The following is a 19332-nucleotide window of genomic DNA, read 5'->3' as shown; positions in this document are numbered from 1 at the left end:
GCGCCTGCATGGCTCGGATCACTCTCGAAACACATCACGGACATCGTCAAAAATCCTTGTGCAATTGCAGCCCGACATAACGCTGGTCGTCACGCGGCACCAGCCGGTACACGTTGCCGGTGGCATTGGCCAACAATGGCGCGTACGTGCGGTCGCCGAGATTGCGGCCGAGCACCGCCACCCGCCAGCCATGCGCATCGTCGGCCAGCGCGATGCTGGCGTTCCAGATCGCATACGGGCCCTGGACGGTTTGCGGGGTCTGGCTGAGGTCGTACTGCACGCTGTCCTGCCAGCTCACGTCGCCGTTGAATTCCAGCGCCAGGCTGCCGCGCAGCGGCACCCGATACCCGGCGCGCAGGTTGCCCTTCCAGTCCGGCGAAAACGGCAGCGGCCTGCCGTCGACATTGCAGTTGGCCGCCGCGGCGGCGGGGCAGGCAAACCGCTGGATGCGCGCCTGCGTGTAAGCCAGCGAGCCGGCCAGGCTGAGCCGCTCGGTGGGCCGATACTCCAGGTCCAGCTCCAGGCCCTGCGTGCGCACCTGCCCGGCGTTGATCAGGCGCGTCACCACCTGCCCGGCCACGGTGTCGAAGAAGTTGGCCTGGTAGTTGGCGTACTCGGTGTGGAACAGCGCCACGTTCGCACTGAGGCGATCGTCCAACGCACGCGCCTTCAGGCCCAGTTCCCAGGCGTTGGAGGTTTCCGGCTTCAGCGCCGGCGTATCGCGCGGCTGCATGTTGAAGAACACGTTGTAGGCCGGGCCCTTGTAGCCGCGCGAATAGGTGAGGTAGCCGGTGGTCCGCGCATCGAAATCGTATTGCAGGCCGGTACGGCCCGACACGCCGTTTTCTGAGGTGCTGCCGCTGCTTGCGGTGGACGGCTGGATGCCGGTGACTGCGGTTGCCGAGCTGGACACGCGCTGATGTCGGTAGTCGAGCGTATCGCGGGTAAGGCGTGCGCCCAGCAGGGCGCGCAGATCCGGGCGCCAATGCCAGGTGGCCTCGCCGAACGCGGCATAGGTTTGCGCGCGGGTGGCGTAATCGGCCACACCCACGGCACTGGCGGTTGGCGTCGTCACCGTGCGGCGATAGGTTTCGTCGTTGCGCGCATGCAGGTAATACAGCCCGGCCACCGCTTCCACCGCGCGATCGCGCGGGGTCTGCAGGCGCAATTCCTGCGAATACTGCGTGTACCCCAGGTCGCCACGGTCGTGCGAGGACGGAAACGCCGCGCTGCGTTGCGCGGTGCGATCGCCGTCCTGGAACTGGGTGTTGTCCCACTGCCGCCACGCGCTGATCGAGGTCAGCAGCGCATCGCCGAGCTGCTGGTCCAGCTGCAGCGAGGCGCCCTTGTTGATGTCGTCCAGATACGTGCGGTAATCGCTGTTGATCTGCCGGTTGTCGGCCCTGGCGACAACCGGTGCCAGCGCCGCGGCGAAGTCCGCACGCGTGCTGGCCACCACCACCCCGCTGGGCGCATCGCTGTGCGATTGCAGGTAGTCGGCGAGCAGCGTCGCGTTCAAGCCGGGGTTCGGGGTCAGGTCCAGCCGCAACCGCGCGCCGGCGCGGCGGTAGCCGTTGACGGTCTGGCCGTCGGCCACATTGCGCGCATTGCCGCCGTACTCGGCCCACAACGCCGACACGCTGGCCTTGAGGAGCTCCGGCACCAGCGTGCCGCCGACACTGGCACGCACGCGATCTTCGTCGCCGCCACCGAAGTGCGAATAATCCACGTAGCCGCCGAACAGTTCCGGCGCCGGCTTGCTGACGATATTGAGCACGCCGGCCGAGGCGTTCTTGCCAAACAAAGTGCCCTGCGGCCCGCGCAGGACCTCGATGCGCTCGACATCGAGCAGGTCCAGCGTGGCCTGGCCCGGACGTCCCAGCACCACACCGTCGATCACCGTGGCCACGCTGGGTTCGACGCCCGGCGAGGTGGAAATGGTGCCCACGCCGCGCAGGAACAACGAGGTGTCCTTGTTGGAGGCACCGGTGCGAAAGGTCAGGCTGGGCACCAGCGCCGGCAGGTCGGCCACGCTGTTGCGGTTTTCGCGCTCCAACGTCTCGCCCTTTACCACCGATACCGCCACCGGCACCTGCTGCAAGGTGGTTTCGCGGCGCGTGGCAGTCACGGTGACCGCGCCCAAGGTCTGCGCGGCGCCCTCCGGCGTCGCGGCAGCCTCGCCCACTTCATCGGCCAGCACCGGCGTACATGCCCACGCCAGACTCCACGCCAACACCTGCGGCCTGGCCAACCATTTCGAAGCAGCGAGGATCCTTGCAGGGGTCCGGTGTCGCGCAGGCATGTACGTCCTTTCGTGGCGTCGGCTGTCTTGCAGCAGCGTGGGGAACTGCGAGTTGGCGGGCGCTGTGCATGCACGGCGACCCAGGCGCAGCGCAGGCCGAAACGGCACTGCAATGCAGTAGCGCATGCTGTTTGCAGCGGCCGCGAGCGTCAAATAACCAATGTTTAGGTGGTTATTCACTCACGCGCCGCAGCGTGTCGCCCCCCGTGCCCAGCGCTCGCCAAGATCTTCGCTGCATGACACCAGGCCAATGGCGATAATGGGCCCATGGATGCACCCAAGCCCTGGCACCTCTATCTGCTGCTGTGTCGCAACGGAAGCTATTACGCCGGCATCACCAACGATCTGGAACGGCGCTTCCAGGCGCATCAGCGCGGGACCGGCGCGCGCTATACCCGTGCAAACCCGCCGCTGGAGCTGCTTGCCAGCCATCCGTATGCGGACCGCGCCGCCGCCTCGCGCGCAGAGTGGCAGCTCAAGCAGCAACCACGCGCGCGCAAGCTGGCCTGGTTGCTGGCGCAACCGCACGATGATATCGGGTCACAGCCCGCTGACGCTTCGCTCACGCCCGCCTAGCCGCGCGGTTTCTACGCTGTAACGCCATCGATCGCGGAGCAGCGCATGCACTACCAGCTCTACTACTGGACCGGCCTGCAAGGCCGCGGCGAATTCGTCCGACTCGCACTGGAAGACGCCGGCGCCGACTACATCGACGTGGCGCGCGTGGAAGGCGATGAAGTGATGAATGCCTTTCTGGAAGGCCACCAGGCCGGCGCGCAGCCGTTCGCGCCGCCCTTCCTCAAGGCCGGCGACACGGTGGTTGCACAGGTCGCTGCAATCCTGCATGTCATCGGGCCGCAACTGCAACTGATGCCGGACTCGGACGCGCAGCGCATCCAGGCATTGCAACTGCAACTGACCATCACCGACCTGGTGGCCGAGGTGCACGACAGCCATCATCCGATCGCCACCGGCCTGTATTACGAAGACCAGAAAGCCGAGGCAGCCAAGCGCGCCAAGGATCTGCGCGACAACCGCCTGCCCAAGTTCCTGGGCTACTTCGAGCAGGTGCTGCAACAGGCCGGCGGCACGCATGTGCTTGGCACGCATTCGTACGTGGACCTGTCGTTGTTCCAGCTGATCAGCGGGTTGGACTACATGTTCCCCGAGCGCATGAAGACACTGTCAGCCGATCTTCCCGGCCTGAAGGCCTTGCAGCAACGCGTGGCCGCGCGCCCGCGCATCGCGGCCTATCTCGCCTCCGAACGACGCGTGGCGTTCAATACCAACGGCATCTTCCGCCACTATCCGGAACTGGATGCGGCGTAAGCAATGGCGGCACGTGGCGTAGCGCGTGCCGCCGAACCTGCGTTGCTTCATGCCGGAATGCCGCGCGAAGCTGCAACCATGCACGCAAGGCCGCACCGGGCGGCCTTATCCTCGCGCCACCACACGCCGCTTCAACGTCCCTGCAGCAACGCCGTGCGGATCCGCTGCAACTGCGCCTTCACTGCAGCCGCTTGCGCCGGCCCCAGCCGCAGCAGTGCCTTTTGACCGACTGAAAGCGACTCCAACGCGGGATCGACAAAACGATAACGGCCACGCTCGTCGCGCTGCACCTTGATCGGCTGTACCGGGTCGGGCGTGCGCAGCAGATGATCGATCACATCAATCACGCGGTCGTTGAAGTAGCGGTCCGGCGCACCAAGATCGGCATAGGCCTGCTGGAACAGCGGATAGAAACGCACATAACTGCGCACCAGCGCCTGCGCATCCACCTGGGTGAACGCCGCCACGTAAGGCGCATATCGCGCCGCATTGGCCTGATCGATCACCACACTCCCGTTGGCATCGGACACCGCAAATTCATCCGCCACCGGCTGCAGCACCGATGCGCGACGGCTGATGCTGGGCTGGGTGAGATTGTCGATCATCACCACAACCCGTTCGATCAGGTGCTTGCGCAGCACGATCGACAACGCGCCATCGTCCTGCACCAGCTCCAGCAAGGCCTGCCACGCAGCCGCATCACTCTGTGCCAGCGCAGGAATCGCGGCGTCGGCGGCATCGGCCGAGGGCTGCTGCACCGGATGGCGCGGCCCGGCCGGTGCCGGCGGCGCGGGGGTCACCGCCGCGGCCACGGCGCTGGCGGTCTGGCTGATCGGCGCAGGCAACGCGCCCGGCGCGGTGGGTGACCCGCTGAACAGCCACCAGGCAGCGCCAGCCACCACCGGCACTGCCAGCAGCCACGGCCAACGCGAAGACTTGGATTGCATCATGGAACTCCTTACATCGACACCATCCAGGGTGTGACCATGCCAGATCGCGGTGGTTCCATCGATGTGCAGCGATGCTGCGATCAAGTACTGAATCGAGGGCGCGGCGCCGTCACCGCTTGCAGGGCACGCCGTGAATCCGTCCCTGGCGGTGGGGGCTTGGTGGCCGCATCCATGCCGCCACACGGTCCCGCAACCTGCGAGCACCCCGCGCCAGACAACTGGTCGGCGCTCATCTGAAAAGCCGTCTCTCGTACGATGCGCATCAGACGTGGAGCCGATGCTCCATGGTCGAACAAGGCGCACCCAGCACTGCTCTTACTTTACGTACCAACCATCTCAACTGGTCCTTGCCCGCCCACCGTCGCGGGACCCTGAGCGGCATGGATGCCGCGCCGGAGCCTACAAGGACGTACTTGCGGCGTGTCCCGCGATGGTGGGCGGGCAAGGGCCTTGCAACCAAGCGCCAGATCGGCCGCTCTGCCGCTGATCCATCCGCACTTTCCAAGCCCAACCACCCAACCCAGAAAGCAGTCGAGACCGGGAACAGCGTGGTTGTTCAGCCGCGATCGGATGCTTGAATCAAAAGCTCAGTGAATCGAAGGCGCGGTGCCCTCACCGCTCGCGGGACACGCCGTAAACCCATCCCTGGGGGCTCGGTGGCGGCATCCATGCCGCCACACGGTCCCGCAACCGGCAAGGGCACCGCACCAGACAATTGGTCGGCGCTCACCTGAAAAGCCGTCTGTCGTGCGGTATGCATCAGACGTGGAACCGTTGCTCATGATCAAACGAGGCGCTTCCAGCACTGCTCTTCCCATGCACACCGACCATCTCGACTGGTCCTTGCCCGCTCACCGTCGCGGGACCCTGAGCGGCATGGATGCCGCGCCGGAGCCTACATGGACGTACTTGCGGCGTGTCCCGCGATGGTGGGCGGGCAAGGACCTTGCAGCCAGGCCACAGGTCCGCCGCTCTGGAGAATGGCATCGCACAGCGCAAGGCCTCAAACCGACTCCCGACTCCCCATTCCCAATTCCCAATTCCCAATTCCCAATTCCCATCCTGCACCCTGGCGCATGCCATGGCAGATAGAATTGCCGCATGACCGAATTCATTCCCCCCGGCACGCTGTTCCACGCGCTGCCCTCGCCGTTTCCGATGAAGCGCGGCGGCCTGTTGCACCAGGCGCACGTGGCCTACGAAACCTGGGGCACGCTGGCAGCCGATCGCAGCAACGCGGTGTTGATCGTCACCGGCTTGTCGCCGAACGCCCATGCTGCGGCAAATCAGGCCAATGCCGAGCCGGGCTGGTGGGAGGCGATGCTGGGGCCAGGCAAGCCGATCGATACCGGGCGCTGGTTCGTGGTCTGCGTCAATTCCCTGGGCAGCTGCAAGGGCTCGACCGGTCCGGCATCGATCAACCCTGCCACCGGCGCGCCGTATCGCCTGAGCTTCCCGGAATTGTCGATCGAAGACGTGGCCGATGCCGCCGCCGACGTGGTGCGCGCCTTGGGCATCGCACAACTCGCCTGCCTGATCGGTAATTCGATGGGCGGCATGACCGCGTTGGCGTTGCTGCTGCGGCACCCGGGTATCGCGCGCAGCCATATCAATATCTCCGGCAGTGCGCAGGCATTGCCGTTCTCGATCGCGATCCGCTCGCTGCAGCGCGAAGCCATCCGCCTGGATCCGCACTGGAACGGCGGCCATTACGACGACACCCGTTACCCGGAATCGGGCATGCGCATGGCGCGCAAGCTTGGCGTGATCACCTATCGCTCGGCGCTGGAATGGGACGGCCGTTTTGGCCGGGTGCGGCTGGATTCCGAGCAGGCTGCCGATGATCCGTTCGGGCTGGAATTCCAGGTCGAAAGTTATCTGGAAGGCCATGCGCGCCGCTTCGTGCGCTTCTTCGATCCCAACTGCTATCTGTATCTGAGCCGCTCGATGGACTGGTTCGACCTGGCCGAGTATGTCGATGACACACCGGCCATCGACACACGTTCTGATGGCACGCAAGCTGGCGGCGCTGCTGTCGCCGCCAAGCCGGACATGGGCGCCTCGACCGACGCCACGGTACTGGCCGGCCTGGCGCAGATCCGCATCGCGCGTGCGCTGGCGATCGGTGCCAATACCGACATCCTGTTCCCGGTGCAGCAACAGGAACAGATCGCCGAAGGCCTGCGCGCCGGCGGTGCCGATGCACGCTTCATCGGGCTGGATTCGCCACAAGGCCACGATGCCTTCCTGGTCGACTTCGCGCGCTTCGGCCCGGCCGTGCGCGACTTTCTGGACGCCAGCTGATTTCTCGAACCGCGCAACGGCGGCGTGGCCCGTCACGACAGCATGGCCTGCCGCGCAAGACGCTGGCCATGCTGTTTCTGGTCGGCATGGCCGCGATGGCGGTTGCAGGTCGCCTGCCAATGCTGCTGGCGCTGTGGTACGCGGCCACCAGCATCGTGGCGATGCTCGCCTACTGGCGCGACAAGCGCGCGGCCCAACGCGGCGGGCAACGCACACCGGAAGCGACCCTGCACCTCATCGCGCTGCTCGGCGGCTGGCCGGGCGCGTTGCTGGTGCAGCAACTGTTCCGGCACAAATCCAGCAAGACGACCTTCCAGCTACGGTTCTGGATCACCGTCGTGGTGAACGTCGCTGCCTTGTGTTGGGCATGGCAACACCCCACGATGATGGCTGCGTTGGACACATTGCCTGGTTGAGGCAACGCACGCACTCACTGCGACCGAGCGTTGCCCGCATGCATGCGCGGTGCTTTGGTCAGCGGGCTACGACTCGCCCCTGGACAGCAGCTTTACCGGCGAGTCCACCACCACGGTCTGGTCTACGGTGTCTCCAAGCGCCTGGAGGCATTCCCGCGACAATGCCTGCCGCGGCAACTCCAACGAGCGCTGGTTGTCGAGATCGCGCTTAGTGGTCGGGCCGCCCGACAGCGTGATATTCGTCTGCATGCGGGTGGACACCGGCACATTGTTCAACTGCTCGGGTTTGAAACGCTGCGCCTTGACCCATTGCGCAGCCATTCCCTCCAACCAGCGCGCTCCGCGTGCGTCGGTCGGGCTGTTGATGTGCACCTGCTCGAACGTTGCGCGCCCGTTCGCCAGCACGTTGTAGTCAATTGTCAGCTGCAACGCCGTGGCGGACAGCAGGCCCGGAGGTGGCGCCGATCTGGGCTGGAACTCAACACGCGGCGGCCGGTAAGGACCATTGCCCGCATTGGCGATCGCCAGACCGACTGCATCCTGTTTCGACACCAGACATGCTGCGACCTGCACATAAGTGACCGCCGAGACCGGCCTGCCTTGCTCGGTTGGCGGTGCGAACCTCCAGGCGCTTACGCGACGCTCGATGGATTCCCGCACTTTTTCGTGCAGGCCTTGATCGGCCTGCGCCGAAACGATGGAACCATCGGGACCGACCTCGACCCTGACCTGTGTCATGAACGCCGAAGGCTTGGAGACCTCGGCCACTGCGGCCTGCGTCATGCACGCAGCCGCACAGAGCACTGCCTTCATCCATCCTTGCATGTGCTGCATCATCGATTCCTGTCGAAGTGGTTACCCGATCCTCGCTGATGGCAGCCGCCTGTGCAAGGACCCCTAGACCAACGGCTCCAGTGCACCGGCGCGCATGCGGTAGCGCCGCTGCACTACACCCTCGGGCACGCTGTCGTGGGTGATCATCACCAGGCTGCGTTCGCCCAGTGCCGCCGATAGATCCAGCAGCAAGGCGTGCGCGGTATCCACGTCCAGGCCGTCGGTGGGTTCGTCCAGCAACAGGATCGCTGCATCGCGCAGCAAGGCTCGCGCCAGCGCCAGCCGGCGCGCCTGGCCGGCCGAGAGCGTGGCGCCGTTTTCACCGACCCAGGTGTCCAGGCCGTTCTGCGCGCTGGCCCAGGCGCGCAGACGCACCTGGTCCAGCACGCTCCACATCGCCGCATCGCTTGCGTCCGCATCGCCGATGGCCAGGTTATCGCGCACCGTGCCGGCAAACACCGGGGCATTCTGCGGCAGCCAGGCGATGCGGCGATGCCAGTGCGTCTGCGCCACGTGGCGCAGGTCGATACCGGCGTAGCGCACCTGCCCGGCCTGCGGGTCCCACAGCCGCAGCAGCACTGCGGACAAGGTGCTCTTGCCGCTGCCGCTGTCGCCGCTGATGGCGATGCGTTCGCCGGGCGCCAGCGTCAGATCGAGCGCCTGCAGCACCGGACGTGCGCTGCCCGGCCATGCAAAGCCGACCTGATCCAGCTGCAGCGTGCCGCTGCGTGGCACCTCCACCGGCTGCGGGGGATCGAGCACCGATGGCGCCTGATCGACGATGGACTGCAGGCGCCTGGCTGCAACGCGTGCGCTCTGCAGCGCCTGCAAGGCGAGCCCGGCGCCGGCCCAGACTTCCAGCAGCGCCATGGTCAGGAACACCAGCCCGGCCGCCATGCCCGCCGCAATCGATCCGCGTTCGGCCGCGCCCAGTGCCAGCCACAGCATGCCGGCCAGGCCGAGACCGCCGCAGATTGCATGCAGCAGATTGCCGCCGATCAGCCGGCGGCGCTGCAGGCGATCGCCGTCGACCACTGCCGCCGCCGCCGCATCGACCTGATGCAGCCAGGCACCTTGCGCATCCACCGCGGCGAGATCGGCCGCACCTTCCAGGCCCTCGAATGCATGCGTGCGCAATGCCGTGCGTTGCCGGGCGCGCAGCTGTTCGCGCTGCGCCCCGCCGCGCGCCACCTGCCACGGCACCACACCACCGATGACCACGCCAAGCACCACCAGCAACAGGCCAGCCGGCGGGTGGATCAGCGCCGCGGCAACCACACCGGCAAGCCAGATGCCGAGCAATGCGCTCAACGGTGCCAGCGCGCGCACGCTCACGCCATCGACCTCGCCGATGTCGGACATCAGCCGCGCCAGCAGATCGCCGGTGCGCGTGGCCGACAGGCGCCCCGGCGCGAGCGGCAACGCGCGGCGGAAGAACCATACGCGCAGATCGCGGGCGATGCGCAGCGTGGCGTCGTGGCCGATCAATTTTTCGCCATAGCGCGAAAAGATGCGCGCGAAGGTCAGCGCACGGATGCCGGCCGAAGGCGAGAAGAAATTGAAACCGGCGCCCATGCCCGCGACACCGGCCAGGGCAGCGGCGGTCAGAAAGCTGCCGGACAGGCCGAGCAGGCCCACGCCGGCCAGCATGGTGACCAGTACCAGCAGGGCCGACAGCAGCAGGCGCCAGGCATGCCGGCGAAACACGGTGCGCAGACGATCGGGCTGTGCGGGGTTCATGGCTGCTCCGATACCACGGTGGCGCCGCGCAGGTCGATCACCGTATCGGCCCACTGCATCACCGCAGCGCTGTGCGTGGCCACCACCACCGCGCGGCCGCGTGCGAACATACCCAGCGTGCGCAGCAACTCCGCTTCGGTGTCCGGGTCGAGAAAGGCGGTGGGTTCGTCCAGCAGCAACAGGTCCGGCTCACGCAGCAACAGCCGTGCCAGGGCCACGCGTCGCGCCTCGCCGCCGGACAGCCCGAAACCGCGTTCGCCGATCACCGTGTCCAGGCCCGCAGGCAACTGCGCAGCAAAGCGCAGCACCTGCGCGGCATCGGCCACCGCATGCAGGCGCGCCGCGCCGGCCTGTGGGTCGGCCAGGCGCAGGTTGTCGGCGATGCTGCCGTGAAACAGGTACGGCCGCTGCGTGGCATAGCCGATGCGGGCATCCGGACGCAGCACCACGCTGCCTGCCTCCGGCGCAAGCCAGCCGGCCAGCCCCTCGAGCAAGGTGCTCTTGCCGCTACCGCTGGCACCGATCACCGCCACGCGCTGGCCAGGCTGCAAGGTCAGCGAAAAATGCGCGACCACGCTGTGTGGCGCGCCCGGCGGCCGCAGCGCAAGATCATGCGCCTGCAGCAACGGGGCCTGCGCTTGGGCAGGTTCCATCACGCGCAACGGGGGCACCGGCACCCGCACCGTTGCCGACGGTGGCTCGAATCCTTCCAGCAGACGCTCGGCTTCGGCCACCGCCGCCAAGGCATTGGCGCGGTCGTGGTAATGCGCGGCCAGCCGCCGCAATGGCGCAAAGAATTCCGGCGCCAGCAGCAGGCAGAACATGCCCGCGCCCAGCGTCGGCAAGCCGTGCAGATTCAACATGCCCAGATAGGTCAGGCCGAAGTACAGCGCCACGATCGCCACGCTCACCGAGGCGAAGAACTCCAGCACCGTGGACGACAGGAAGGCGATGCGCAGCACCTTGAGCGAGCGCTCGCGCACGCCTTCTGCCGCGGCGGCAATGCCGCTCAACTCGGCGTCGCCGCGGCCATACACGCGCAGCAAGCCCAAGCCTTTGAGGCGATCGGCGAAGTGCCCGCCCATGCGTGCCAGTTCGCCCAACTGCTCGCGCCCGGCGGCTTCGGCGCCCCAGCCCACCAGCATCATGAAAAACGGAATCAGCGGCGCGGTCAGCAGCAACACCAGGCCCACCACCCAATCGACCGAGAACACCGCGAGCAGGATCAGCGGCGGCACCAGCGTCATTTCGGTGCGCGCGAGCTGGTAGCCGACGAAGTAGCCCTCCAACGCATCGGTGTGCGCCAGGCTCAGCTCGCCCAGTTCGCCGCTGCGTTGCCGGCGCAACCACACCGGCCCGTGCTGCACCAGGCGCCGCGCGATGCGGGCGCGCAGCTCGCGCTTGGCCACATCGGCCACCTCGCCGGTCAGCGACTGCGCCCAGGCATTGAGCATCGCCCGCCCCACCAGCGCACAGACCAGTCCCGCGCCCACGTCGCGCAGCTGCGTCAGCGCCAGATGCTGCACCAGCACGGCCTGCAGCAACCAGGCGATCGCCGCCGCCTGCGCCAGCAGCAGCACGCCGGACACCGCCACCGCCACGCCGGCCAGGCGCCGCGCACGCGTGGCCGGGGCTGCCAGTGCATCCAGCCACCGGCCGCGTTGGCGGCGCTGGGCTGGCGTTTCGCTGGCTCGCACGCTGGGCTGGCTCACATCGCTCTCTGGGAAGACATCGTGTTGCAGGCGATTGTAAGGCGCCACCTCCCGCTCCGGGCTGCGCATTGTGCCGCACCCGTCCGCCGCGGCATTGATCTGGATCAACGCGCATGTCGCGGCAAGCGCAGATGATCGGCTGCATTCCTTCATCGACACCCAACCAGGCCCACCCGCCATGATCGACTCGACAGTTGTTGAACTGTCGCGGCTGCAGTTTGCAGTCACCGCGATGTACCACTTCATCTTTCCGCCGCTGACCATGGGCCTGTCGTTCCTGCTCGGCATCATGGAGAGCGTCTATGTGATGACCGGCAAGGAGATCTGGCGGCGCATGACCATGTTCTGGGGCGTGCTGTTCGGCATCAACTTCGCCATGGGCGTGGGTACCGGCATCGTGATGGAGTTCGAGTTCGGCATGAACTGGTCGTACTACAGCCATTACGTCGGCGACATCTTCGGCGCACCGCTGGCGATCGAGGGCCTGATGGCGTTCTTCCTGGAAGCGACCTTCCTGGGCCTGTTCTTTCTCGGCTGGAACCGGCTGAGCAAGGTGCAGCATCTGGCCACCACCTGGCTGGTGGCACTCGGCAGCAACTTCTCCGCGTTGTGGATCCTGATCGCCAACGGCTGGATGCAGAACCCGACCGGCGCAGTGTTCAACCCGGACACCATGCGCATGGAAGTGGTCGATTTCATGGCGGTGCTGTTCAACCCGGTGGCGCAGGCCAAGTTCGTGCACACCGTCAGCGCCGGCTACGTGCTAGGTGCGGTGTTCGTGATGTCCATCAGCGCGTTCTACCTGCTGCGCGGCAAGCATGTGGAGATGGCACGACGTTCGTTCGCGGTGGCTGCCGCGTTCGGCCTGTTGTCGTCGCTGTCGGTGGTGGTGCTCGGCGATGAGAGCGGCTATGCCGCCAACGAACATCAGAAGATGAAGCTGGCCGCGATCGAGGCCATGTGGGAGACCGAAGCCGCGCCGGCCGACTTCACCGCGTTCGGCATTCCCAACCAGCAGACCCATCGCAACGACTACGCGATCAAGATTCCGTATCTGATGGGGTTGATCGCCACACGTTCGCTGGACCAGCCGATCCCCGGCATCCTGGAACTGGTCGGCCGTGCCGAACACCGTATCCGCGGGGGCCAGATCGCCTACGGCGCACTGGAGCGCATCCGTGCCAACAAGGACGATGCCCAGGCACGCCAGGTCTTCAATGCGCATTGGCAGGATCTGGGCCACGGCCTGCTGCTCAAGCGCTATCGCGACGACATCGGCAATGCCACGCCGCAGCAGATCGCCCAGGCCGCCATGGACACGGTGCCGCGGGTACTGCCGTTGTTCTGGACCTTCCGCATCATGGCCGCCATCGGCATCTACCTGATTGCGTTCTTCGCCATCGCGTTCTGGTTCGCCTGCAAGCACAACTTCCAGGACAAACGCTGGTTCCTGACGGTGGCGCTGTGGACCTTGCCGCTGCCGTGGATCGCGATCGAGTGCGGCTGGTTCGTGGCCGAATACGGCCGCCAGCCGTGGGCGGTGGAAGGCGTATTGCCGACCTTCTATGCCGCCTCGGGACTGGACCTGTACGAGATCGTGTTGACCCTGGTCGGCTTCACCGCGCTGTACACCACGCTGCTGGTGATCGCGATCAAGCTGTCGCTGAAGACGATCCGCAAGGGCCCGGATGCGCTGTTCCCGCCGACGCACCGCACCCCGGCACCGCACAACGACTCGCCCCACGCGTCCTCACCCAACGCCCCACTGAGCACCGGCGCGCTGGCCGGCGGCGCACCGTAAGCCAGGAGAGACACCATGGATTTCATCTTGCTCGACTACACCACACTGCGCGTGATCTGGTGGCTGTTGCTTGGCGTATTGCTGTCCGGCTACGCGGTGATGGGCGGCTTCGACCTGGGCGTCAGCACCTTGCTGCCGCTGGTTGCCCGCAACGATGCCGAACGGCGGCTGGTGATCAACACCATCGGCCCGGTCTGGGAAGGCAACCAGGTGTGGCTGATCCTGGGCGGCGGCGCGATCTTCGCCGCATTCCCGCCGCTGTATGCGGTGAGTTTTTCCGGGTTCTACCTGGCGATGTTCCTGATCCTGTTCGCACTGATCCTGCGCCCGGTCGGCTTCAAGTTCCGCGGCAAGCTGGTCGATCAGCGCTGGCGCAACAACTGGGACTGGGCGTTGTTCGTCGGCGGCTGCATTCCGGCGCTGATCATGGGCGTGGCGGTCGGCAACGTGCTGCTCGGTGTGCCGTTCCACTTCGACGACAGCATGCGCATCTTCTACACCGGCAACCTGTTCGGACTGCTGACACCGTTCGCGCTGCTCGCCGGCCTGCTCAGCGTGGCCATGCTGATGGCGCACGGCGCAGCGATGCTGGTGCTCAAGACCGACGGACCGGTCGCCGCGCGCGCCGCGCGTTTCGGCAGCATCGCCGCGCTCGGCGCGGTGGCGTTGTTTGCGGCCGCCGGTGCGTGGGTGGCGCTGGGTCTGCCGGGGTATGCAGTGACCTCTGTGCTGGCCACCGATGCGCCGACCAATCCACTGGCCAAGACCGCCGCACTCACCGCGGCCGGCGGCTGGCTGCACAACTACAGCAGCATGCCGGCCACCTTGATCGCACCGCTGGTCGGCCTGATCGGGCTTGCGATGAATGCGCTGCTGTTGCGCGTACGTCGCGGCGGCCTGGCATTCATCGCGTCGGGTTGCGCCATTGTCGGCATCGTCTTCACCGTCGGCTTTGCGTTGTTCCCGTTCCTGCTGCCCTCGTCCACCGCACCGAGCGCAAGCCTGACGCTGTGGGATGCCTCCAGCAGCCGCCTGACGCTGTGGATCATGCTGCTGGCGACCACGCTGTTCATGCCGATCGTGCTGGCCTATACGAGCTGGGTCTATCGCGTGCTCAAGGGCAAGGTCACCGCCGACGAACTGTCGGCCAATCCAAACGCCTACTGAGCAAGCCCCGCTGCGCTGCTGCGCACATGGCGCCCGCGGCGGGCCTTCAACGTCTCACGTATTTCAACGTCTCACGCATTTCAACGACTCAAGGAGAATGACAATGTGGTATTTCGCCTGGATCCTCGGCACCGGTCTGGCCGCACTGGCTGCGGTGCTCAACGGCATGTGGTTCGAAGCACGCGAGCCCGAGCGTGGCCAGCCGCATCGGTAAAAAATATTTTCGATAGATGCTTGCCGATCTGGCATTCCCTATGTAACATACGCGGCTCCTTCGGGGTGTAGCTCAGTCTGGTAGAGCGCTACGTTCGGGACGTAGAGGTCGCAGGTTCGAATCCTGTCTCCCCGACCAGTTTCAAAACACAAAACCGGCCTCGTGCCGGTTTTGTGTTTTCAGGCGCTGGCGCATGCAGGTGCGCAGTGCGGATGGTCTGTCATGTCTGTTGTCATTGCCGCTGCCTCCCCGTCCGCCCGGTTGCGTGGTCGCGGCCTGGTGCTGGCTGCCATTTTGTTGTCCGCGTTCAATCTGCGGACCGCGGTGACCTCGTTGACGCCGCTGCTGGAACGCATTGCCGACGAGTACGCATTCGGCGCGCCCACCATGGGCGCGCTCGGCATGTTGCCGACCGCGGCATTCGCGCTCACCGGGGTCGCCACGCCGGCGTTGCTGCGCCGCTTCGGCCTGCTGCGCACGGCGCTGCTGTCGATGGCATTGGCCACCCTCGGCCTGGTGTTGCGCCCGCTGTTGCCGCAGACCACCGGACTGTTCATCGGATCGCTGGTGGCGCTGGCCGGCATGGGCATGGGCAACGTGGTGCTGCCGCCGCTGGTGAAGCGCTATTTCGGCGATCGCGTCGGCGGCGTCAGCACGCTCTACATCACCGTGCTGCAGGTCGGCACCCTGCTGCCGGCACTGCTGGCGGTACCGGTGGCCGATGCGCTGGGCTGGCGCAGCTCGATGGTGGTGTGGGTGTTGCCGGCGCTGCTGGCACTGGTGGCCTGGGCCATGGTGCACACCAACCACCGCCGTCTCCGCGCGACCGGACCGGCACCGGTCACGCCCACGCCCGAAGCCGAGGGCCGCGTGGCACGCACCGCCCTGGGCTGGAGCATGGCGGTGACCTTCGGCATGACCTCGCTGGTCACCTATTCGATGTTCACCTGGTTGCCGACCCTGCTGCGCGAAGCCGGCGCCTCGCCCGCGTTCGGCGGCACCATGGTGGCGTTGTTCGCCGCACTGGGCATGGTCGGTGCCTTGACCATGCCGGCGCTGGCAGTGCGCATGCGCAACCCGTTTCCGATCGTGCTGCTGTGCGCGGCCTGCCATCTGGTCGCGTTCGCCGGGCTGTGGTGGGCGCCATTGGCCGCGCCGATCCTGTGGGTGACCCTGCTCGGCCTGGGGCCGAGCACGTTTCCGCTGGCATTGGTGCTGGTCAACCAGCGTAGCCGCACCGCGGCCGGCTCGGCCGCCCTGTCCGGGTTTTCGCAGGGCATGGGCTATGCGATGAGCTGCCTGGGACCGTTCCTGTTCGGCTGGCTGCACGCCCACCACGGCGGCTGGACCTCGCCATTCGCCTTCCTGGTGATCTGCATCCTGCTGCAACTGGCGGCAGCCTGGGTGGCCTGCCGCCCGCAGCTGCTGGAAGACGTCTGGGCACCGGCGCCGCGCGGCGCCGGCGTGGTCAACGTACCGGCAGACTGATGTAGCTGGGCTGCTCCGGAGTCACGTAGACGCGCTGGGTGGCCTTTTGATAATCGCCGGGCCTGGCGAAGAAGATGTTGTCCACGTAGGTCTGCGGGTTGCGGTCGTACAGCGGAAACAGGCTGGACTGCACCTGCACCATCACCCGGTGCCCCGGCTGGAAGGTGTGGTTGGCAGTCGGCAGGCCGAACTGGAACGCCAGCGGCTGATTGGACGCCAGCGGCTTGGGCGTGCTGAAACTCTCGCGATAGCGGCCGCGGAAGATCGCCAGCGACACCGGCAATTCGTAACCGCCCATCTTCGGACTGGACGCCATCTCGTCCGGATAGACATCGATCAGTTTCACCACCCAGTCGCTGTCGCTGCCGCTGGTGGAGGCCTGCAGATGCACTTCCGGTGCGCCGGCGATCTGCAGGGGTTCGGTCAGCGGCTCGGTGACGAAGGTCAGCACATCCGGGCGGCCGTCGACGAAGCGCTGGTCCTGCACCAGCCAGGTGGTCCACATGCTGCGATCGCCGAAGTCCACCGGGCGCGGCACGAACGGCACCGGCTTGGCAGGGTCGGCCACGTATTCCTCGAAGCCCCGCTGCCCCGCCGCCGGCCGCTGGAACGACAGCTTGCCGCCGGCCTGCAGGTACAGCGGCTTGCTGGTCGCTGCACAGCCCTTGGCGCAGCTGCGCGGCCAGGCCTGCAGACGGTCCCAGTGATTCTCTCCGGTGTTGTAGATGAACACCGGCGGCGTGCTCGCCTTGGGCGCGCCATCGACCAGGTATTGATCGAAGAACGGGCGCAGCACGTCGTGACGGAACTGGCGCGCGGTATCGCCGTCGAAATTCAATGCGCCCAGCGCGCTGCCGTCGTAGTTGACCTGGCTGTGCCGCCACGGGCCCATCACCAGGTAGTTGAGCGTATTGCCCTTGTCGTGCGGCTCCATCGCCGCGTAGCTATGAATCGCGCCCCACATGTCCTCTTGGTCCCACAGCCCCTGCAGCCACATGGTCGGCACCTTGAGCGGAGTGCGCGCCATCACCTTGTCCAGCGCCTGCTCCTGCCAGAACGTGTCGTAGGCGGCGTGTTCGGTGAGTTTGTGCCACCACGGCAGCTGCTCCAGGCCGGCGGCCTTGGCGAAATCCCCCGCCGAGCCGGCACGCAGCAGGTTGCTGTAGTCGTCATGGCCCTGGCGCGCGATGCCGATGCCCTTGCCGCGCCGGGTGAGCTGGCCGGTGAAATAGTCGAAGTTGACCTGGCGGAACGCACCATAGTTGAACCAGTCGTCGCCCATCCAGCCGTCGATCATCGGGCTTTCCGGCACTGCGACCTTGAGCGCCGGATGCGGGTTGGTCAACGCCATCACCACGGTGAAACCTTCGTAGGACGAGCCGATCATGCCGACCCTGCCGTTGGACTCCTTCACGTTCTTCACCAGCCAGTCGATGGTGTCCCAGGCATCGGTGGCATGGTCCACCTCGCTGGGATTGAGCGCACCGCGCAGCGGCCGGGTCATCACGTAATCGCCTTCCGAGCCGTACTTGCCGCGCACGTCCTGGATCACGCGGATGTAGCCGCCTTCCACGAACACGTCATCGCCCTGTGCGAGCAGGTCCTTCATATGCGGCGAGGCCATGCGCTCGGTGCGCCCGCTGGCGTTGTACGGGGTGCGCGTCAGCACCATCGGTGCGTTGCGTGCGCCCTTGGGCAGCACGATCACCGTATGCAGCTTGACCCCGTCGCGCATCGGGATCATCACCTCGCGCTTGATGTAGTCGTTGGCGGCATCGCTGGCCACGAACGGCTTGCCGGTGATGTCCGGCGTCATCGGCGAGGTTTGCGCCAGCGCGCCGCCGGTGGCGGCGGCAATGGCGGTGGCGAGCAGGCAGGCGGCAAAACGGCGCATCGACGACTCCGGAACGTGCGGGGGCAGTCCTCGACTGTAGGCAGGACGCGGCCTGCCGGGGGAGTGTCAAAGGTCGTGGTTGGCGGGATGGGGACACGCGGGCCAACCGCAAGGCGCGGCCCCGGCATCTGAACCAACGGAGTCCATGTATCGCTCAGCTGGCAGCCGCGAAGGCCTGGCGAGAACAATGACCAGCGCATCACTGCCGCCAAGTCGCGCGCGATCAAGCCCAACGATCAGCAGCGAAATATGCCATTGCTCGCGCATCGCGTGCTGGAGGCGATGCTGATATCAACGATTCGCACGCAAGTCGATCGCTTCGCGCTTCCATTTTTCGAAAGGGATGTTCCCGCACATGATGGAGCGGCCTTTAACAATCAGGTGCTCATCCATGGGTATTTGCGGTTCCGTCGATCGTGTCCAGTCGGGAAGATTCACATATACCGAAAGTTCTCCGGCCCAGCAGCCGCCAGCGGGCAGCACTTCGCAGCGTGTCAACAGCCCCGACCACACAGGTGGCGTGCTGGCAGGACTGAGCAGCGCGAGCCATCGCAGGAGTGCGAGCAGACCGTCCTCACGACAGCGCTCCCTCTCGCCGAGCCTCAGGGCTGTCAGCGAGGTCATGCAGTCCGTCAGGGCCGAGTACTACAAGGCGCCCCGCTTGAAGTCGAGCAACAAAAAGAGAAACGCTGGCTTTGAGGAGGCCGTTCGAATCCACAATGCGACTGCAGAGATCGCCCGGATGCGACAGCAGGTGGATAACCTGGAAGAGGATGTGGTGTCGGCGGCCATGGATGGGAATGCGCACAACTGCGGTGAGCTGGCTACCCTGGCCGTCCACTATTTGCAGCAAGATCACAACCAGATCGCACGCCTTGCTTTCTTCAATGGAACAACGCACACCGCCGCGATCGTCGGCCCAGTGCCGCGCGCAGGCACCTTACCTTCGGACATGACAGATTGGGACGCGGACATCTATGTCTGCGACCCCTGGTGCAATATCGCCTGCAGGGCAAACGACTATCCCGCCGAATTCAAAGAAAAGATGGAAAAGTGGGACCGCGCGGGGAAACAGGTGTGGCTGTCAGGAACTGGCTTCGTTTCCCCAACAAGCGATGAATGGATGAGCACGGTGCTTGGAGGAGAAAAGCGGGCCACGTGATCGAGTCGATGTCGGCCAG

At 66.1% G+C, this 19332-nt stretch carries 16 protein-coding genes and 1 tRNA gene; 10 read left to right on the top strand and 7 right to left on the bottom strand.

The genetic code is table 11. The features are described from left to right. Positions 1 to 46: 46 nt before the first annotated feature. Positions 47 to 2302, bottom strand: coding sequence for a TonB-dependent receptor (locus EO174_RS01825; RefSeq protein WP_241239963.1), 2256 nt, complete (start codon positions 2300 to 2302; stop codon positions 47 to 49). Between the two features lie 267 nt (positions 2303 to 2569). Between EO174_RS01825 and EO174_RS01820 the strand changes: the two genes are divergently transcribed. After that, entirely contained in the window at positions 2570 to 2878 is a 309-nt protein-coding gene (locus EO174_RS01820) for a GIY-YIG nuclease family protein (protein ID WP_047129181.1), read from the top strand. 45 nt (positions 2879 to 2923) lie between these two features. Beyond that, positions 2924 to 3631: a glutathione S-transferase gene (locus tag EO174_RS01815; RefSeq protein WP_126941842.1), complete on the top strand. Its 708-nt coding sequence runs from the start codon at positions 2924 to 2926 to the stop codon at positions 3629 to 3631. A gap of 131 nt (positions 3632 to 3762) precedes the next feature. Here EO174_RS01815 and EO174_RS01810 read toward each other — a convergent pair whose 3' ends face one another. Beyond that, on the bottom strand, positions 3763 to 4578 hold the full coding sequence (locus EO174_RS01810; protein ID WP_126941840.1) for a DUF3014 domain-containing protein: 816 nt from the start codon (positions 4576 to 4578) through the stop codon (positions 3763 to 3765). A gap of 1104 nt (positions 4579 to 5682) precedes the next feature. Between EO174_RS01810 and EO174_RS01795 the strand changes: the two genes are divergently transcribed. Both EO174_RS01795 and EO174_RS01790 read left to right on the top strand, forming a co-directional pair. Then, on the top strand, positions 5683 to 6885 hold the full coding sequence (locus EO174_RS01795; RefSeq protein WP_126941838.1) for a homoserine O-acetyltransferase: 1203 nt from the start codon (positions 5683 to 5685) through the stop codon (positions 6883 to 6885). A gap of 68 nt (positions 6886 to 6953) precedes the next feature. After that, positions 6954 to 7301 carry a DUF1294 domain-containing protein gene (locus EO174_RS01790; RefSeq protein WP_126941836.1) on the top strand — a complete coding sequence of 116 codons (348 nt, stop codon included), beginning with the start codon at positions 6954 to 6956 and terminating at the stop codon, positions 7299 to 7301. A gap of 66 nt (positions 7302 to 7367) precedes the next feature. Here EO174_RS01790 and EO174_RS01785 read toward each other — a convergent pair whose 3' ends face one another. The 3 genes from EO174_RS01785 to cydD form a co-directional block, all read right to left on the bottom strand. Beyond that, on the bottom strand, positions 7368 to 8135 hold the full coding sequence (locus EO174_RS01785; protein ID WP_126941834.1) for a hypothetical protein: 768 nt from the start codon (positions 8133 to 8135) through the stop codon (positions 7368 to 7370). A gap of 63 nt (positions 8136 to 8198) precedes the next feature. Further along, positions 8199 to 9875 carry a thiol reductant ABC exporter subunit CydC gene (gene cydC / locus EO174_RS01780; RefSeq protein WP_115676918.1) on the bottom strand — a complete coding sequence of 559 codons (1677 nt, stop codon included), beginning with the start codon at positions 9873 to 9875 and terminating at the stop codon, positions 8199 to 8201. Beyond that, positions 9872 to 11656, bottom strand: coding sequence for a thiol reductant ABC exporter subunit CydD (gene cydD, locus EO174_RS01775; protein WP_126941832.1), 1785 nt, complete (start codon positions 11654 to 11656; stop codon positions 9872 to 9874). The genes cydC and cydD overlap by 4 nt, the downstream gene beginning before the upstream one ends. Before the next feature lie 109 nt (positions 11657 to 11765). Between cydD and EO174_RS01770 the strand changes: the two genes are divergently transcribed. The 5 genes from EO174_RS01770 to EO174_RS01750 all read left to right on the top strand — a co-directional run bounded on the left by EO174_RS01770 (position 11766) and on the right by EO174_RS01750 (position 16257). Further along, entirely contained in the window at positions 11766 to 13388 is a 1623-nt protein-coding gene (locus EO174_RS01770) for a cytochrome ubiquinol oxidase subunit I (protein WP_104586081.1), read from the top strand. A 15-nt stretch (positions 13389 to 13403) separates the two neighbouring features. Continuing rightward, positions 13404 to 14555, top strand: coding sequence for a cytochrome d ubiquinol oxidase subunit II (gene cydB / locus EO174_RS01765; protein WP_104586060.1), 1152 nt, complete (start codon positions 13404 to 13406; stop codon positions 14553 to 14555). A gap of 103 nt (positions 14556 to 14658) precedes the next feature. Continuing rightward, entirely contained in the window at positions 14659 to 14769 is a 111-nt protein-coding gene (gene cydX / locus EO174_RS01760) for a cytochrome bd-I oxidase subunit CydX (RefSeq protein ID WP_016903201.1), read from the top strand. A 61-nt stretch (positions 14770 to 14830) separates the two neighbouring features. Further along, positions 14831 to 14907: transfer RNA gene (locus EO174_RS01755), tRNA-Pro, on the top strand. A gap of 123 nt (positions 14908 to 15030) precedes the next feature. Next, the gene (locus EO174_RS01750) at positions 15031 to 16257 is read left to right on the top strand and encodes an MFS transporter (RefSeq protein ID WP_164740047.1); all 1227 of its coding nucleotides are present in this window, start codon (positions 15031 to 15033) and stop codon (positions 16255 to 16257) included. Here EO174_RS01750 and EO174_RS01745 read toward each other — a convergent pair. Both EO174_RS01745 and EO174_RS01740 read right to left on the bottom strand, forming a co-directional pair. Beyond that, positions 16238 to 18151 (bottom strand): CocE/NonD family hydrolase, encoded by a 1914-nt coding sequence (locus EO174_RS01745; protein WP_126941830.1) that lies wholly within the window; start codon positions 18149 to 18151, stop codon positions 16238 to 16240. The genes EO174_RS01750 and EO174_RS01745 overlap by 20 nt on opposite strands. Positions 18152 to 18442: 291 nt before the next feature. Continuing rightward, positions 18443 to 18775 carry a hypothetical protein gene (locus EO174_RS01740; RefSeq protein ID WP_126941828.1) on the bottom strand — a complete coding sequence of 111 codons (333 nt, stop codon included), beginning with the start codon at positions 18773 to 18775 and terminating at the stop codon, positions 18443 to 18445. A gap of 37 nt (positions 18776 to 18812) precedes the next feature. Here EO174_RS01740 and EO174_RS01735 point away from each other — a divergent pair, with 37 nt between their 5' ends. After that, complete coding sequence (locus EO174_RS01735; protein ID WP_241239962.1) at positions 18813 to 19313, top strand: hypothetical protein; 501 nt, start codon at positions 18813 to 18815, stop codon at positions 19311 to 19313. The last annotated feature ends 19 nt before the right edge of the window (positions 19314 to 19332 follow it).

The sequence above is a fragment of the Xanthomonas sp. BRIP62418 genome (genome assembly GCF_003993495.1).
In the GTDB taxonomy this organism is placed as follows: domain Bacteria; phylum Pseudomonadota; class Gammaproteobacteria; order Xanthomonadales; family Xanthomonadaceae; genus Xanthomonas; species Xanthomonas euroxanthea.
The sequence above is the reverse complement of the archived record's forward strand: the minus strand, read 5'-3'. Positions and strand labels throughout refer to the sequence as shown.

Coding starts and splice junctions, on each gene's coding strand:
- EO174_RS01745 (WP_126941830.1), bottom strand. CDS start 18,151: ATGCGCCGTTTTGCCGCCTGCCTGCTCGCCACCGCCATTGCCGCCGCC.
- cydC (WP_115676918.1), bottom strand. CDS start 9,875: ATGAACCCCGCACAGCCCGATCGTCTGCGCACCGTGTTTCGCCGGCAT.
- EO174_RS01825 (WP_241239963.1), bottom strand. CDS start 2,302: ATGCCTGCGCGACACCGGACCCCTGCAAGGATCCTCGCTGCTTCGAAA.
- cydB (WP_104586060.1), top strand. CDS start 13,404: ATGGATTTCATCTTGCTCGACTACACCACACTGCGCGTGATCTGGTGG.
- cydX (WP_016903201.1), top strand. CDS start 14,659: ATGTGGTATTTCGCCTGGATCCTCGGCACCGGTCTGGCCGCACTGGCT.
- EO174_RS01810 (WP_126941840.1), bottom strand. CDS start 4,578: ATGCAATCCAAGTCTTCGCGTTGGCCGTGGCTGCTGGCAGTGCCGGTG.
- cydD (WP_126941832.1), bottom strand. CDS start 11,656: ATGCGCAGCCCGGAGCGGGAGGTGGCGCCTTACAATCGCCTGCAACAC.
- EO174_RS01740 (WP_126941828.1), bottom strand. CDS start 18,775: ATGACCTCGCTGACAGCCCTGAGGCTCGGCGAGAGGGAGCGCTGTCGT.
- EO174_RS01820 (WP_047129181.1), top strand. CDS start 2,570: ATGGATGCACCCAAGCCCTGGCACCTCTATCTGCTGCTGTGTCGCAAC.
- EO174_RS01795 (WP_126941838.1), top strand. CDS start 5,683: ATGACCGAATTCATTCCCCCCGGCACGCTGTTCCACGCGCTGCCCTCG.
- EO174_RS01770 (WP_104586081.1), top strand. CDS start 11,766: ATGATCGACTCGACAGTTGTTGAACTGTCGCGGCTGCAGTTTGCAGTC.
- EO174_RS01785 (WP_126941834.1), bottom strand. CDS start 8,135: ATGCAGCACATGCAAGGATGGATGAAGGCAGTGCTCTGTGCGGCTGCG.
- EO174_RS01815 (WP_126941842.1), top strand. CDS start 2,924: ATGCACTACCAGCTCTACTACTGGACCGGCCTGCAAGGCCGCGGCGAA.
- EO174_RS01790 (WP_126941836.1), top strand. CDS start 6,954: ATGCTGTTTCTGGTCGGCATGGCCGCGATGGCGGTTGCAGGTCGCCTG.